Origin of the sequence: Pseudomonas helleri, assembly GCF_009600315.1 — a bacterium.
Classification (GTDB): Bacteria; Pseudomonadota; Gammaproteobacteria; order Pseudomonadales; family Pseudomonadaceae; genus Aquipseudomonas; species Aquipseudomonas helleri_A.
On record NZ_WIWC01000038.1, the window covers coordinates 37315 to 50977 of the forward strand.

The following is a 13663-nucleotide window of genomic DNA, read 5'->3' on the forward strand; positions in this document are numbered from 1 at the left end:
GCGCGCACAGACCTGGCGATAATTGCATCGTTGAACGCCGCTTTCATTCCTCGGCAGCGGCTTCATGAGGAAGGTAAGAGGGCTTCTGATCTCTCCCTGCCTCGCCACCCTATAACAGCATCCCGCGCTCAGCTAGGCCATATGGACGATGTGTCCATGACCGACCAGTCCGATTATCCAAGGCAGGTTCCCGCCACCTCAACCCCGAGGTCGCTCGAGCATCCACGATAATAAAAAGAGGACTGGCCGCATGCCTTTTGCCCAGCATTTGCCTCCCGCCGCGAGGTGCCGACCATGCGTTCGATGATCGGATATCTGGTGTGCCTGATCGTCGCGGCAACCATCGCGTTCACCTTTACGCCTCACAAATCTCAAGACGTGGCGTCCGCTCAACTGCGCCCCGATCGCTTGCAAGTCAATGGCATGCTCTACCTCGATCAACGGGTCGTGGCCGTGGGCGAACGCGGCAATATTTTGCTCAGCGATGACCAAGGCTCGTCCTGGCAGTCCGCCGTGGTCACGCCGCAACGGGATTTGACCCTGACCGCGCTGGTGGCACTGGCCGATAAAAGTCTTCTGGCGGTGGGCCACGATGGCTGGATTCTGCGCTCCGAAGACGAGGGCGCTCACTGGACTGAAGTGCGTTACGACGCCGAGGTCGCCGAACCTTTGCTGGGCATCTGGAACGCAGGCGGTAAACGCGTCATGGCGTTTGGCAGTTTTGGCAAGTTTTATCAGTCCGTGGATGACGGCCGTACCTGGCAAGCCCAGCCGCTGGAAGTCGACAGCGCACACCTCAATGGCATGGACGGCGGCAGTGACGGCCGACGCATGCTGGTGGGCGAGCAGGGGCTGGTGATGCGCAGCACCGATGGCGGCACCAGCTGGGAGAAACTCCCGGCTTTCTATAACGGCTCGCTGTTTGGAGTGGTGCGTCTGAGTGCAGATCGTTGGGTGACTTACGGCATGCGTGGGCATGTGTTTGTCAGCCAGGATTTCGGCAAGAGCTGGTCTGCGGTCGAGGTGGGTAATACCTTGCCGTTGTACGGGCATGCACTGTTGCCCAATGGCGCCGGCTTGTTGATTGTCGGGGCTGGCAGTTCACTGGTGCGTCTGGACGGCAATGGTCATCTGGTCAGCGCTACGCGTTTGTCGGGCTTGGGCACGTTGACGTCGGCGGTATTGGCAGGTGCTCAACGCTTGCTGGTGGGGGGCGAGCGCGGGGTGTTCCAGGGCACTGACGGCAGTGTTGCCGCGCTGGGAGGCAGCCGATGAGTGTTGATAAATCGGCGACCACTCGGGTGGTCGAACGCATGGCTGATCTGTTGATTGAATGGCGTAAAGGGTTGTTGGCGCTGTTCGTAGTGTTGACCGTCGCGCTCGGTTATAGCGCGACGCACACCCAACTCGATCCGGGCTTTAACAAGCAGATCCCGGTGCGCAATGCGTTCATGGTCAACTTCCTCAATTTCAGTCAGTACTTCACGGGCGCCAATCGATTTTTGGTCAGTGTGAAGTGGAAAGGCGAGGGTGATATCTATAACGCGGAGTACCTCGATACCCTGCGCAAAGTCACGGACGATGTGTTTTTCATCAATGGCGTCAGCCGCGCCAGTGTGACGTCGTTGTTCACCGCCAATGTGCGTTATATCGAAATCACCGAAGAGGGCTTTTTCGGTGATGTGGTGGTGCCGCCACGCTTCACGGGTTCTGGTGAAGATTTAGCTCAGGTGCGCAATAACGTGGGCCGCTCGGGGCAGGTCGGGCGATTGGTCGCCAACGATTTAACCTCGTCGATGGTGCGTGCCGATTTGCAGGATCTTGACCCGCAAACCGGCAAGTCGGTGTCGTACGCGGACGTCGCCCAGCACCTTGAAGACATTCGCGCCAAGTACAGCAATGACGATATCGAGATCAACATCGTCGGCTTCGCCAAGCTGGTGGGCGATGTGATTGAGGGGTTAACCACGGTCATCGGCTTTTTTGTGATCGCCTTTGTCATTACCGGGGTGATGCTGTGGTTTTACTCGCGCTCCTGGCGGTTGACGGTGGTTGCGCTGGTGGTGGCGCTGTTGCCCGTGGTGTGGTTGCTGGGCCTGTTGCCGTTGCTGGGCTTGGGCATCGACCCGATGTCGATTCTGGTGCCGTTCCTGATCTTCTCGATCGGGGTGTCCCATGCGGTGCAGATGACCAACGCCTGGAAACAGGACGTGCTCGCCGGTAGCCCGTCGGTGCAGGCGGCGCACACGGCTTTTTGCAAGATTTTCATTCCCGGCTCGCTGGCGTTGCTGATGAACGCGTTGGGCTTTGGCGTGATCATGCTGATCGATATCCCCATCGTGCATGAGTTGGGAGTCACGGCGTGCATCGGCGTGATGCTGATGATCATCACCAACAAGCTGATGCTGCCGATCATTCTGTCGTATCTGCAACTTGAACCCCGGGCCATGGCTCAGGGCCTTAAAGCGGCGCAAGGCAAGCACGCGTTGTGGTGGCGGTTGTCGGCGCTGGCCGAGCCTAAACCTGCGCTGGCGGTGTTTGCGATCAGTCTGCTGCTGCTCGGTGTGGGGGCTTACAAGGCGCGGGATCTGGCCACCGGCGACATCGGCGCCGGTGCACCCGAGCTGCGTGCGGACTCGCGTTACAACCAGGATAACCAGAAGATCATCAACAGTTACTCCATCGGTCTGGATGTGATGTCGGTGTTTGTTCAGGTCAAGGGCATTGAAGAGGGATGCCTGGCGCCGCAAGTGATGCGCGCCATCGAGTCGTTCGACTTTCAAATACGCAGCGTGACGGGCGTGCAGTCGGTGCAGAGCGTGGCTGGCATGGGCAAAAACGTGATTGCCGGCAACAACGAAGGCAACCCGCGTTGGTCGGCCATTCCAGGCTCCGAGCGCGGTTTGAGTCAAGGCGCGCGCGCTTATATGCCGGATGACGGGCTGGTAACCGAAGGCTGTCAGCGTATGCAGATTCTGGTGTTCCTGACCAATCATGAAGGGGCCACGGTCAGCCATGTGGTGAACGAGACTCAGCGCATCATCGCCGGCCTGCAGAGCGATGAAGTGCAGTTCTTGATGGCGGGCGGCAATGTAGGCGTCATGGCCGCGTCCAACGAAGCGGTCAAACAGGCCGAGGTGATCATGCTGGCGGCCTTGTTTGGTTCAGTGGCGCTGTTTTGCTGGCTGACGTTCGGCTCGTTTCGCGCCGTGCTGTGCATCCTCGTGCCTTTGGCGATTGTGGCCATCTTGTGCAATGCCTTGATGGCCACGCTGGGCATCGGCCTGAAAGTGGCCACCTTGCCGGTGATGGCATTGGGTGTCGGGGTAGGGGTGGATTACGGGATTTACCTGTACGAACGGATCGCTCACGAAATGCGTGACGGCAAGGACCTGCGCCATGCTTTTTATGAGGCAATGTGTCAGCGCGGAACCGCCGCAGTATTCACTGCACTGACCATGTCTATCGGTGTTTGTACCTGGGCATTCGCCCCCCTCAAGTTCCAGGCAGACATGGGCGTATTACTGTCATTTATGTTCCTGGTCAATGTGTTAGGCGCGATCTTCCTGCTGCCGGCGTTAGCCGCCTGGTTCAACTTGGGACGCCCGCTGGTCAAGGTAAACGTGCCCCTTAAAAGTGCAGCGTCGGGCCATTACCCGCTCAAGCAGAGCGTGGCCGCTAAAGACGCGTCAAACCGTTGAATTAGAGAGCTTGACGGCGTGGAGTGGCAAGCAGCATAAAGACACGCTTGGTTTTTTCGCACAGCTGTAAGGGAACTTTCTTACGCTGTGAACGCGAGTAATAAGAACAATAAAAAGGGCAGGCCATTGAGCCTTGCCCGTTGCGAGGGAAAGTCCGTGGATAAAGTGACCTTGAATCACCAAACCCTGGCCAGTCTGGGGCTCGAATTGTCCGACTACGATCAAATGGTCGGCAGTTTTTATGATGGTGCACTGGACCCGAAGGTGATGGGTCGGACCCTGTGTGCCGTGCGGAGCATGTTTGCGGCCAACTACGCGACGTTGATTTTGCGCATTCCCGACCAGCCTGATCTGGGCCTGATGATTGTGGCGGGCGACGTTGAAGGAGAAGGTGAGCTGAGCTACCAGACGTACCCGCAGGCCAATACACCTTTTGTGGGTCAGGCGCTGGATCAGGTGTTCACGGTTGAAGACATCATGACCGAGGCCGACTGGATAGACTCGGCCTACTTCAAAGCCTACTGCGGCCCGCAAAACGTCTTTCACGTGATGGGCGCCGACATCTCCACGCCGGGCGGCGGCAAGTTGCGCTTTCGCATCACCCGGCCTAAATCATCGCCCAAATTCTCCGATGCAGAACGTGCGCTGTGTGCCATGTTCTTGCCGCATTTGCGTCGGGCCTTGCACCTGCACAACTTGCTCGACCGCAGTGAATCCATGAGCGAGCTTTACGCGCAAGCCATCAATCGACTCTCGGTGGCCACGATTGTGCTGGACGAGAGCGGCAAGGTGCTGCGCCTCAACCCTGTCGCCGAAGACATGCTTAAAAGCGCCGATGGCCTGAAGGTGGTCGGTGGCCGTCTCGAAGCGACTTACCCCAGTGACAACCGCGAGTTGCAGCGCCTGATCAAGCACGCCTTTTGTCCTGAAGTGCGCGATGGCGGGGTGACGGCAGACGCCATGTCGGTAACTCGGCCTTCGGGGCAGGTCAGTCTGGGCCTGGTGGTGGAAGCGATTCCCTCGCTGGAATGGGCCGAAGGCAAAAGCAAACCGGCGGCAGTGATCTACATTCGCGACTCGGTGGGCAAATCGCTGGCCAGTGAAGTCGTCACCAAGCAACTGTTCAACCTCACCAAAGCGGAGACCGCATTGGCGATGGAACTGGCCAACGGTTTGTCGCTGGAAGAAGCCGCGGAAAACCTCAACATACGCCGCAACACGGCGCGGGCTCATCTACGCTCGATTTTTTCCAAGACCGGCGTGCGTCGTCAGACCGAGCTGGTGAGGATTTTACTGAACAGTGTGGTCGCCCTGGGAAAGCCCAAGTGCGCCTTGCGCGCAGTTGAGTCGGTAATTGTCCCGGCGCCGCAGTTGGCGCGTTCGGCTCGTCAAAGCGCTTAAGCATTGTTCACTGGCCGACAGGGGGGCTTATCCCCCCCTGTCGGTTGCCCGTCAGTCAGGCCAATCCGCGCCTGCATCATCAAGGAATGTCCTATGCCCGTTACAGCTGTCAGCGGTTCTGCGTCTGGAATCGGCGCTGCGGTGTGTGCCCAATTGCGCGCCGCAGGCCATCGCATCATTGGAATAGACCGCGCCAATGCCGAGGTGGTCGCTGATCTGTCGACCCGCGAGGGCCGTCAGGCGGCGGTAGCACAGGTACTCGAACAGTCCGGTGGGGTGCTTGACGGGTTGGTCTGTTGTGCGGGCCTGGGGGTGACAGCCACGTCCAGCAGTCTGGTATTGGCAGTCAATTATTTTGGCGTCAGTGAATTGCTGGACGGCTTTGCCGACGCCTTGGCCAAAGGTCAGCACCCGGCCGCGGTGGTGATTGGCTCGGTGGCGGCGACCCACGTCGGTGCAGACCCGCAACCGATGGTCAGTGCGATGCTGGCCGGTGATGAGGCGCAAGCCCTGACGTTGGCCGACACACTGGCTCAGCCGCACATTGCCTACGCCTGCTCCAAGTACGCTGTGACCTGTCAGGCGCGGCTCAAGGCGGTGCAATGGGCCGCTCAAGGCATTCGCTTGAACGTCGTTGCCCCCGGTGCGGTTGAAACCCCGCTGCATCAGGCGTCCAAGGATGACGCGCGGTATGGCAAGTCGGTACGCGAGTTTGTGGCGCCTCTGGGCCGTGCCGGGCATCCGGAAGAAATCGCCAATGTGGTGGCGTTTCTGCAATCCGCGCAGGCCAGTTTTGTCACCGGCAGCGTGGTGTTCGTCGATGGCGGTATGGACGCGATGGTGCGTGCGCAACGTTTCTGACTGTTAAGGACAACCCATGAGAAAAGTGGCATTTATTACCGGCGCCAGCCGGGGTATTGGTCGCGAAACCGCGCTGGCTTTTGCCCGTGCAGGGTTTGATGTGGCCATTAGCGCACGCAGTCTGGAAGAGGGCCAAAGCCATGCTCACGGCCTGCGCAACCCGGACGGCACTGCGCTGCCCGGCAGCTTGAACGGCACTGCAGCGGCGGTCCGCGAACTGGGTCGCAAAGCGTTGGTGGTGCCCATGGACTTGCTGGACAGTGACTCGGTGCTGGCGGCCAGTGAAGCGGTGTTTGCCGAATATGGCCGGGTCGATGTGTTGGTCAATAACGCGATCTATCAGGGCAGTGACCTGAATCTGCCCTTTATGCAGTTGCAGCCCGAGACGCTGGAACGGGTGTTTCAAGGCTATGTCATGACGCCGTTTCTGCTGACCCGCGCTGTAGTCGGCAAGATGCTGGAGCAGGGCGGCGGCGTGGTCATCAATGTCACCTCGGGGGCGGGTGAAACGGATCCGCCGGTGGCGGCAGGCAAGGGCGGTTGGGGGTATGCCTATGGCGCAGGCAAAGCGGCGGTGTCGAGGTTGTCGGGTATTTTGTCAGTGGAGCTGGGCGATCAGGGCATTCGCGCCTACACCCTCAATCCGGGTGTAGTGACCACCGATGCCTTGCGCGCCACTATTGGCGACAAAGGGGTGATTGCCTTGCGTGCAGGCTCGGCGCCGCCTGAAGTCCCTGCGGCGGTCATGCTGTGGTTGGCTACCGATGAGGCTGCGGTGGATCATCAGCGTAAAACCATTCACTGCCAGCCCTTTGCCCGCGAGCACGGGATCGTGGCTGATTGGCGGTGAAGCAGCCTGTTGACCGTAGCAGCTGACGAGTAATGCGAGGCTGCGTTCGGCGGCAAAGCCGTCGCCCATCCATTCACTTCAGTGCATCAGGCATATCGCTTTTGCTGGGTGTGGCATTTCAGATCCATCGCACGCCCGGCACTTGCGACGATTGCATCGTCGAACGCAGCCTCGCATTACTCGTCAGCTGCTACGAAGACGTTCCGGTCGCGCGTATATCTAGTCCAAGTGAACGATGAGCTCACTTGCCTCCTCGGAGAAGATCACTCAGGCAGGCGCCCTGGCCCTTTAACCTGAGGAATAATAAAAATGACTAAACTCGCTGAAATCCACGTCGAGAATGCCTTGGCTCCGCGCTTTGGCCGCGGTTGGCATTGTCTGGGGGATGCGGATGAGTACCGTGATGGCAAGCTGCATACCCTGAATGTGTTCGGCACCCGTCTACTCGCATTCGCCACCTCCAAGGGCGAAATCAGTGTGCTCGACGCCCACTGCCCGCACATGGGCGCTGACCTGTCCCAAGGCACGATTGAAAACGACCGTGTGGTGTGCGCGTTCCACCACTGGCAGTACGACGCCAGTGGCAAATGCGTTGAAATTCCGTACTGCAAGCGCATTCCGCCCAAAGCCAAAACCCGTGCCTGGCAAACCTGCGAAGTGAATAAGCTGCTGTTTGTCTGGAACAACCCTGAAGGCAAGCCGCCCGCGGATGACGTGGTGATCCCGCACCTGCCGGAAATTGACAGCGACGAGTGGCTGCACTCCTGGCACATGGACAAGCTGATCATCAACACCAACCCTCGCGAGCTGGTCGACAACCTGGTGGATGCCCAGCATTTCGGCCCGGTTCACGGCACCCCGACCAAGTACTTCCACAATATTTTTGAAGGGCACATCGCCCATCAGATTTTTCATGGTGACTCCGAGCGTCTGGGCGGTGATCTGGTTGCAGAGTCGGCGTATTTTGGCCCGGCCACGCACTTCACGCGCATGAGTGCCATGTTCGACGGGATGGAAATCAAGTCGATCCTGCTCAACTGCCACATACCGATCGGGCCCAACAGTTTTGAACTGCGTTTCGGCTGCATGGTGAAAAAAGTACCGGGCTGGACCGATGAGCAAAACGAAGCACTGGCCATCGACTACGTGCAGCGCAACCGTGACTCGTTCTATCAGGATGTGGACATCTGGACCCACAAGATTCGCATCAACAACCCGGTGCTGGCCGAAGGTGATGGCCCGGTTTATCAACTGCGCGAGTGGTATCAGCAGTTCTTCACCGATGAAGCCAGCGTACCGGCAAGCATGGCCGAGCGCCGTGAAATCACCACGGTGGATAATCGCTGATTGAGCCAAGTTGCGCAGCGGTGCTGGCTTTTTGATCCGAGCCTTTTAAGATGAGCGGCATCTGCCGGTCATCGGGCTTGGATCAAGGCCAATGTTGAACAAAGACACCATCTCCATGCACTTGGTGCGCGAAGCGCTGTTGCACAGTTGTGCGTCAGCGAGTATCCGCGACGAGGTGTTGCTCAAGGTCGGCATCGACCCGGCGCGTTTGAACCTGTCGGATGCCCGTGTGCCGGCCACGGTTTATGCACGGCTGTGGCGACTGCTGGCGCGGCGTCTGGACGATGAATTTTTTGCCATGGACCCGCGTAAGCTGCGGGCCGGCAGCCTTGAATTCATGTGTCGCGCGGCCATGGCGCAGCCTACCCTGGCGCAGGGGCTGGACCTGATGCTGGGTTTTTTGTCGTTGATGCTGGAACGTCTGCCCGCTCGTTTGGTTCGCCAGCAAAGCTTGGCAGAAATCGTCTTGCACGAGCCAGAGACAGAGCCGAATCGGGCGTTCACCTACTTTACCTACTGGATGATCGTGCATGGCGTGGCCTGCTGGTTGGCCGGGCGACGAATTCCGATTCTGGCCATCGAATTGCGCTGTGCGGCCCCCGAATACGGCGATGATTACCGCGTGATGTTTTCCGAAAACCTGCGTTTTGATCGTCCGCGCACGCGCATGATTATCGCGGCTGACTGTCTGGATGCGCCCCTCAAACGCAGCGCACAGGAGCTGCAATGCTTTCTGGCAGAGGCGCCCGCCAACATTCTGGTCAAATACCGTGACCCGCTCAGTTTGGCCAGCCAGATCAAACAGGATCTGCGGGTGTTGCCTGCTCAGCAGTGGCCGGAAACAGAGGGTGTGGCACAAGGGCTTCACATGTCAGCGTCCACCCTGCGTCGGCGCTTGGCCGACGAGGGGCAGACTTACCAAGGGCTTAAAGACGGCGTGCGCAAGGAACTGGCGATCCAGTGGCTGAGCGAGCCGCAATTGAGCTTTGCCGACATTGCCCAGCGTTTGGGTTTTGCTGACACCAGTTCGTTTTACAAGGCCTTCCGCAAATGGAGCGGGTCTAATCCGGGGCATTACCGCAGTTTGATTTTGGCTAACCCGCGCACCGCAAACCTGTAGTCGCTGTCGAGGAACGAAGACTGCGATCGGCGGCGCAGCCGTCGCAAAGCCATTCAATCCGGTACAGCAGATAAAACGTCAGTGCCCGGTTTACGATCGCTTCGCGCTGCTCGTCGGCGGTTGCAGATATTCCTGTAGCAGCTGACGAGGAACGAAGGCTGCGTCCGGCTGCGGAGCAGTCGTAGACCTGTCACACCGCACATTCCGGATTTACGACGGCTGCGCCGCCGAACGCAGCCTTCGGCAGCTGCTACCTTAAGTGGCCATGCTGCGCGTGGTTCGCAGCCGTCCCTCCAGCCGGCGTTTAAGTCCCCGAGGTTCGATCATCAATTTAGACCCTTTGGCCGCATTGGCCCGGCCCCATTCTTCAAACAGCTCAAGGCAGGCGTGGTCGATGTAGCTCAGGTAGTTGAGCGGCACATGCAGGGTGTTTCCAGCAGGCACCTGGGCCAGTATCTGAGTCAAGGCGGGTACTTTGAGAAAGGTCGCAGCACCGTTCAAACGTAATTCCATTTCGTTTGCCTGCGGCAAATCAACCAGACTGATTTTGAGCCTCGATGCCTTCCACGCCAGTTTTGCCAGCGTGAGGCCGAACCCCACCAGTACCCCAGTCAACAGGTCGGTGAAGATGATTGCCAGCGCGGTGGCCGCGTAGGTAAACATCGGCATGCGACCATAGCGTGCCAAACCGCGAAAGGCCTTCAGATCGACCAACTTGAAACCGGTATAGACCAACACGCCCGCCAGACTCGCAATGGGAATGCTTTGCAGCACACTGGACAGCAGCAACACAAAGGCCAGCAGCCACACCCCATGAAAAATAGCGGAAAAACGCGTAGTTGCACCGGCCTGAACATTGGCTGAGCTGCGCACAATGACCCCGGTCATCGGCAGCGCACCGACAATGCCACAGAGCATGTTGCCCACGCCTTGGGCGGTCAGTTCCTTGTCGAAATCGGAACGTTGACCGTTGTGCATGCGATCTACCGCAGCCGCCGATAACAGGGTTTCAGCACTGGCGATAAAGGCGACCGCAAAGGCTGCGATAAGCAGGTTGGGATCGGCCAGGTTCAACAGATCGGCAGGGCGCAACCAGTCAATCGCTTCGGCCAGATTGTTCGGGACTTCAACGCGTTTAACCTGCAAGGCCAGCAGCAGGCTGACCCCGGTGGTCAAGCCCACGCCGAGCAAGGCGCCGGGCACGAAACGCAGTTTTTGCGGGCGCCACTTATCCCATGTCCACATCACCAGCATGGTGCCCAGGCCCAGCAGGCCAGCTTGCCAGCCAAGGCTTGGAATGGCTTGAGCGACGGCTGCCGGAAAGCCCGAGAGGTTGTCCAGCCCTGACGGTTTGGGCACACCGTCGAGCATCACATGGACTTGCGATAACACGATCAACACACCAATACCCGCGAGCATCCCGTAGACCACGGCCGGGGCGGTTACACGAAACCAGCAGCCCAGACGAAGTCGCCCGGCCACCAGTTGTAAAAAACCGGCCAATAGCAGAATCGGTCCGAGCATGGCGATGCCATGCTGGCGCACCAACTCGAACACCAGCACAGCCAGACCGGCTGCCGGGCCACTGACTTGCAGGGGCGAACCGGCCAGCCAGCCCACCACCAGACCGCCGATGATGCCGGTGATCAAGCCTTTGGCCGGTGGCATCCCGGAGGCGATTGCAATGCCCATGCACAAGGGCAGGGCGACCAGAAACACAACCACAGAGGCCAACAGCTCCCGTGGCAGTACCGCTTTTAATTGGGCAGCACGCATGATGATTCTCCCTAAGGATTGTTGAGGCGCAGCGAAACCTGGCGGCTTGAATAGCGGCCACTGCCTTAACCCGTGGGTGATGGTTTAGAAGCGCGCCTTAGGGGTCGCGCAAGGGATTGCCTGTGCATTGTCCAAGGGCAGGAAATGCCCCAGTTCTGCGTCGTAGGCTTTGATCTGGCTGGTCTCGATGTTGTAGACCCAGCCGTGGATAAACAACTGGCCGTTGGCGATGCGCGACGCCACTGAGGGGTGAGTTCGCAGGTGCTGTAACTGCGCGATCACATTCTCTTCGGTCAGGACGTGCATGCTGTCCGCTTCAGTGGTGCAGTTGCAGTGGTCTTGCAGCATGCTGTTGGCGACTTCGGCATGGCGCAGCCAGGCTTTGACGGTGGGCATTTTGCTCAGGCTTTGTGGATTGAGCACGGCGCGCATGGCGCCACAGTCAGAGTGCCCGCAGACGATGATGTGCTGAACACCCAGCGCCAGATTGGCGTATTCAATGGCCGTGGAGACGCCGCCGTTCATCTCGCCATAGGGCGGCACCACATTGCCAACATTACGGGTGACGAACAAATCGCCGGGGGCGCTTTGGGTGATCAGTTCGGGAACGATTCGGGAGTCGGCACAGGCAATGAACATGGCCCGTGGTCGTTGTGCCGTCGCCAGCTTTTTGAACAGGTCTTTCTGTTGGGGAAAGACCTCGTGATGAAAATGCAGAAATCCTTCTACGATCTGCTGCAGCGCTGCGTCGACATGCTCCGTTGCGGGATGGGCAGGTGCTGCAGCCGACAGCTGTGTGACTTTATGATCCATCATGCATCCTCTCGCGGAGTCAGGTTTGGCTCTGTACAAATTGTATCTGCGCTCGGTTATACGGCGTTGAAAACAGGCTCGCCTAACCTTCGCTCGAAAACATTTCGTACAGACCCTAGTAAGTTCGAGTCAGGGGTGACTCAAGGCCACAGTAGCGGGCCAAACTTAACTAAACCTTAATTAACCGCTCTGGAACGGGGGTTTGATGATGGCACAAAGCAATCTTGCAAGCCTTATCCGAGCCGGGAAAACCACGTAAACGAACCCGCCGAGGCGTTGCCCTATTCGGATTTGACGGTGGCTACATCATCGGCCTTGACCTTGATGTGTTTGCCGGCAATGTCTACAAACTCGTAAAAACCATCCTTGTTGGTCGTTTTGGGCAGATCTTTAGTCAGGTATTGCGTGCCATTTTGCAGGGTCACCACGGTGGGGGTGGCGCAGCCCGCCAATGCCAATGCCGCCACCATGACCCACGGCAAACCAATAACGTTGAGCTTCATGCCAGTCCTTGAGTCGTTCGCAAATAATTAGGGGGAGATCGAGCCAGAATCGCTTCAACCACTGTTTGAAACAGTAATTGCCGGGTATGACAGCGATTTTTCCTAAGAGTGCGTCAGATTGTGGTCGTTTTCACGTATGAATTCAAAACTGTTAGTGAGCTGTTCAGGTTGGGCAAACCTGCGTGCCATGATCAAGGCCTTGCTTATCAAGGCGACTGACCAGCGTGGCCTTGCCGTCTTTCCAGGTCAGGGTCAGCACGTACAGTGAGTCAAAGTCATCGCCAGACCAATCTTCGGTCAATGTGGTCTTCTTGCCCAACGCCTTGCCAGCAACGCTGTTGATCAGTTCGGGCAAGTAGCCGTGGGACCAGGCGGTGTAGATGGTCGAGTTGTGATACTTGTCGTCAGTCAATTCGTTGGCGAGGGCGCGGGTGTCGTTGGCGGAGTATTGCAGATTGATGGGTAAGCCCAATTTTATGGCGCTGGGGTTGATGGTCATCAGTGGGCGTACATAACTGTAGGCATCATCCGCTGCGCCTTCTTCGACTTCCCGTGAGGGATTGGCGGCAAAGACATAGTCAGCGCTGCCGTAACGTTGTGGCAGCAAAGTGGCCAGGTCGATGGCCCGGTTTAAACCCTGGCAGTTGAGTTGCCCAAGGCCATCGGACGGTTTTTCAGCGTGACGCATAAATACCAGCGTCTGCACACCGTCCACTGGATGGGCAAAGACTTTATCGGCATGTACCGCGAGGGTGGTTGCACCTGTGATCAGAAACAGCGAGCTAAGCGCCAGTGCATACGGTTTGAGTCGAGGTTTGATCCAGACGGACAGGTTCATGAGGGTCTTCTGTCTACTGCTATTAAGGCCGACCGGCCTGGCACATCGAGCGGGTTGCGTCGTGTGTTGATCCCTGTCGTTAACGCAAGTCCTGTTGCTTTCCTTCCTTTTAATGAAGTGTTTATTAGACGCCTATTCCACTATTGGTTCGATTCTACTTACGTCAAATGACGATTTGGCCTACGCGATGAGGTAATTACAGCTGTTTTTGTGTGACTGAATCATTCAGTGGTTTGGATCATATCGCCACCGAAGGCCGTGCCACCTAATCCGAATGGTCGATACGCAGGGCAGAGGCCAGCGTTATGGTGCCGTGTCTGTACTCACGGGATCTATCGGGGGAGAAGCAATGAAGGTGCTGGCCTGTATCAAGCGCGTGGTCGATTACAACGTTAAAGTGCGCGTCAAAGCGGACAACTCCGGCGTTGACCTCGCCAACGTCAAGATGTCGAT

General features: G+C 58.1%; 11 protein-coding genes and 1 pseudogene. 8 read left to right on the forward strand and 4 right to left on the reverse strand.

All coding sequences use genetic code 11. The features are described from left to right. Positions 1-294 precede the first annotated feature (294 nt). The 7 genes from GHN86_RS18615 (at position 295) to GHN86_RS18645 (ending at position 9280) form a co-directional block, all read left to right on the forward strand. Positions 295-1275, forward strand: coding sequence for a WD40/YVTN/BNR-like repeat-containing protein (locus GHN86_RS18615; RefSeq protein ID WP_153380643.1), 981 nt, complete (start codon positions 295-297; stop codon positions 1273-1275). Next, positions 1272-3701, forward strand: a complete 2430-nt coding sequence (locus GHN86_RS18620; protein ID WP_153380645.1) for an efflux RND transporter permease subunit — start codon at positions 1272-1274, stop codon at positions 3699-3701. Before GHN86_RS18615 ends, GHN86_RS18620 begins: the two co-directional genes overlap by 4 nt. Positions 3702-3857: 156 nt before the next feature. Further along, the gene (locus GHN86_RS18625; RefSeq protein ID WP_323369434.1) at positions 3858-5102 is read left to right on the forward strand and encodes a helix-turn-helix transcriptional regulator; all 1245 of its coding nucleotides are present in this window, start codon (positions 3858-3860) and stop codon (positions 5100-5102) included. Positions 5103-5195: 93 nt separating this feature from the next. Continuing rightward, entirely contained in the window at positions 5196-5963 is a 768-nt protein-coding gene (locus tag GHN86_RS18630; RefSeq protein WP_153380649.1) for an SDR family oxidoreductase, read from the forward strand. Positions 5964-5979: 16 nt separating this feature from the next. Further along, entirely contained in the window at positions 5980-6813 is an 834-nt protein-coding gene (locus tag GHN86_RS18635; protein WP_153380651.1) for an SDR family NAD(P)-dependent oxidoreductase, read from the forward strand. A 309-nt stretch (positions 6814-7122) separates the two neighbouring features. Next, positions 7123-8160, forward strand: coding sequence for a Rieske 2Fe-2S domain-containing protein (locus GHN86_RS18640; protein WP_153380653.1), 1038 nt, complete (start codon positions 7123-7125; stop codon positions 8158-8160). 91 nt (positions 8161-8251) lie between these two features. Beyond that, entirely contained in the window at positions 8252-9280 is a 1029-nt protein-coding gene (locus tag GHN86_RS18645; protein WP_153380655.1) for an AraC family transcriptional regulator, read from the forward strand. A 255-nt stretch (positions 9281-9535) separates the two neighbouring features. On the opposite strand, the gene GHN86_RS18650 is transcribed toward GHN86_RS18645, so the two are convergent. The 4 genes from GHN86_RS18650 to GHN86_RS18665 form a co-directional block, all read right to left on the reverse strand. Next, positions 9536-11056: a SulP family inorganic anion transporter gene (locus GHN86_RS18650; RefSeq protein WP_153380657.1), complete on the reverse strand. Its 1521-nt coding sequence runs from the start codon at positions 11054-11056 to the stop codon at positions 9536-9538. 84 nt (positions 11057-11140) lie between these two features. Next, positions 11141-11869: a carbonic anhydrase gene (locus GHN86_RS18655; RefSeq protein WP_153380673.1), complete on the reverse strand. Its 729-nt coding sequence runs from the start codon at positions 11867-11869 to the stop codon at positions 11141-11143. A gap of 281 nt (positions 11870-12150) precedes the next feature. Further along, positions 12151-12372 (reverse strand): YgdI/YgdR family lipoprotein, encoded by a 222-nt coding sequence (locus GHN86_RS18660; RefSeq protein WP_153380659.1) that lies wholly within the window; start codon positions 12370-12372, stop codon positions 12151-12153. Between the two features lie 163 nt (positions 12373-12535). After that, entirely contained in the window at positions 12536-13210 is a 675-nt protein-coding gene (locus GHN86_RS18665; protein ID WP_153380661.1) for a histidine phosphatase family protein, read from the reverse strand. A gap of 349 nt (positions 13211-13559) precedes the next feature. On the opposite strand from GHN86_RS18665, the pseudogene GHN86_RS18670 reads away from it, so the two are divergent. Then, positions 13560-13663 (forward strand): annotated as a pseudogene (locus tag GHN86_RS18670) (electron transfer flavoprotein subunit beta/FixA family protein); the annotation flags it as partial.

Bases quoted from the DNA above. Each gene is read 5' to 3' on its own strand.
- GHN86_RS18630 (WP_153380649.1), top strand. From the start codon at position 5,196: ATGCCCGTTACAGCTGTCAGCGGTTCTGCGTCTGGAATCGGCGCTGCG.
- GHN86_RS18650 (WP_153380657.1), bottom strand. From the start codon at position 11,056: ATGCGTGCTGCCCAATTAAAAGCGGTACTGCCACGGGAGCTGTTGGCC.
- GHN86_RS18665 (WP_153380661.1), bottom strand. From the start codon at position 13,210: ATGAACCTGTCCGTCTGGATCAAACCTCGACTCAAACCGTATGCACTG.
- GHN86_RS18660 (WP_153380659.1), bottom strand. From the start codon at position 12,372: ATGAAGCTCAACGTTATTGGTTTGCCGTGGGTCATGGTGGCGGCATTG.
- GHN86_RS18615 (WP_153380643.1), top strand. From the start codon at position 295: ATGCGTTCGATGATCGGATATCTGGTGTGCCTGATCGTCGCGGCAACC.
- GHN86_RS18645 (WP_153380655.1), top strand. From the start codon at position 8,252: ATGTTGAACAAAGACACCATCTCCATGCACTTGGTGCGCGAAGCGCTG.
- GHN86_RS18640 (WP_153380653.1), top strand. From the start codon at position 7,123: ATGACTAAACTCGCTGAAATCCACGTCGAGAATGCCTTGGCTCCGCGC.
- GHN86_RS18620 (WP_153380645.1), top strand. From the start codon at position 1,272: ATGAGTGTTGATAAATCGGCGACCACTCGGGTGGTCGAACGCATGGCT.
- GHN86_RS18635 (WP_153380651.1), top strand. From the start codon at position 5,980: ATGAGAAAAGTGGCATTTATTACCGGCGCCAGCCGGGGTATTGGTCGC.
- GHN86_RS18655 (WP_153380673.1), bottom strand. From the start codon at position 11,869: ATGGATCATAAAGTCACACAGCTGTCGGCTGCAGCACCTGCCCATCCC.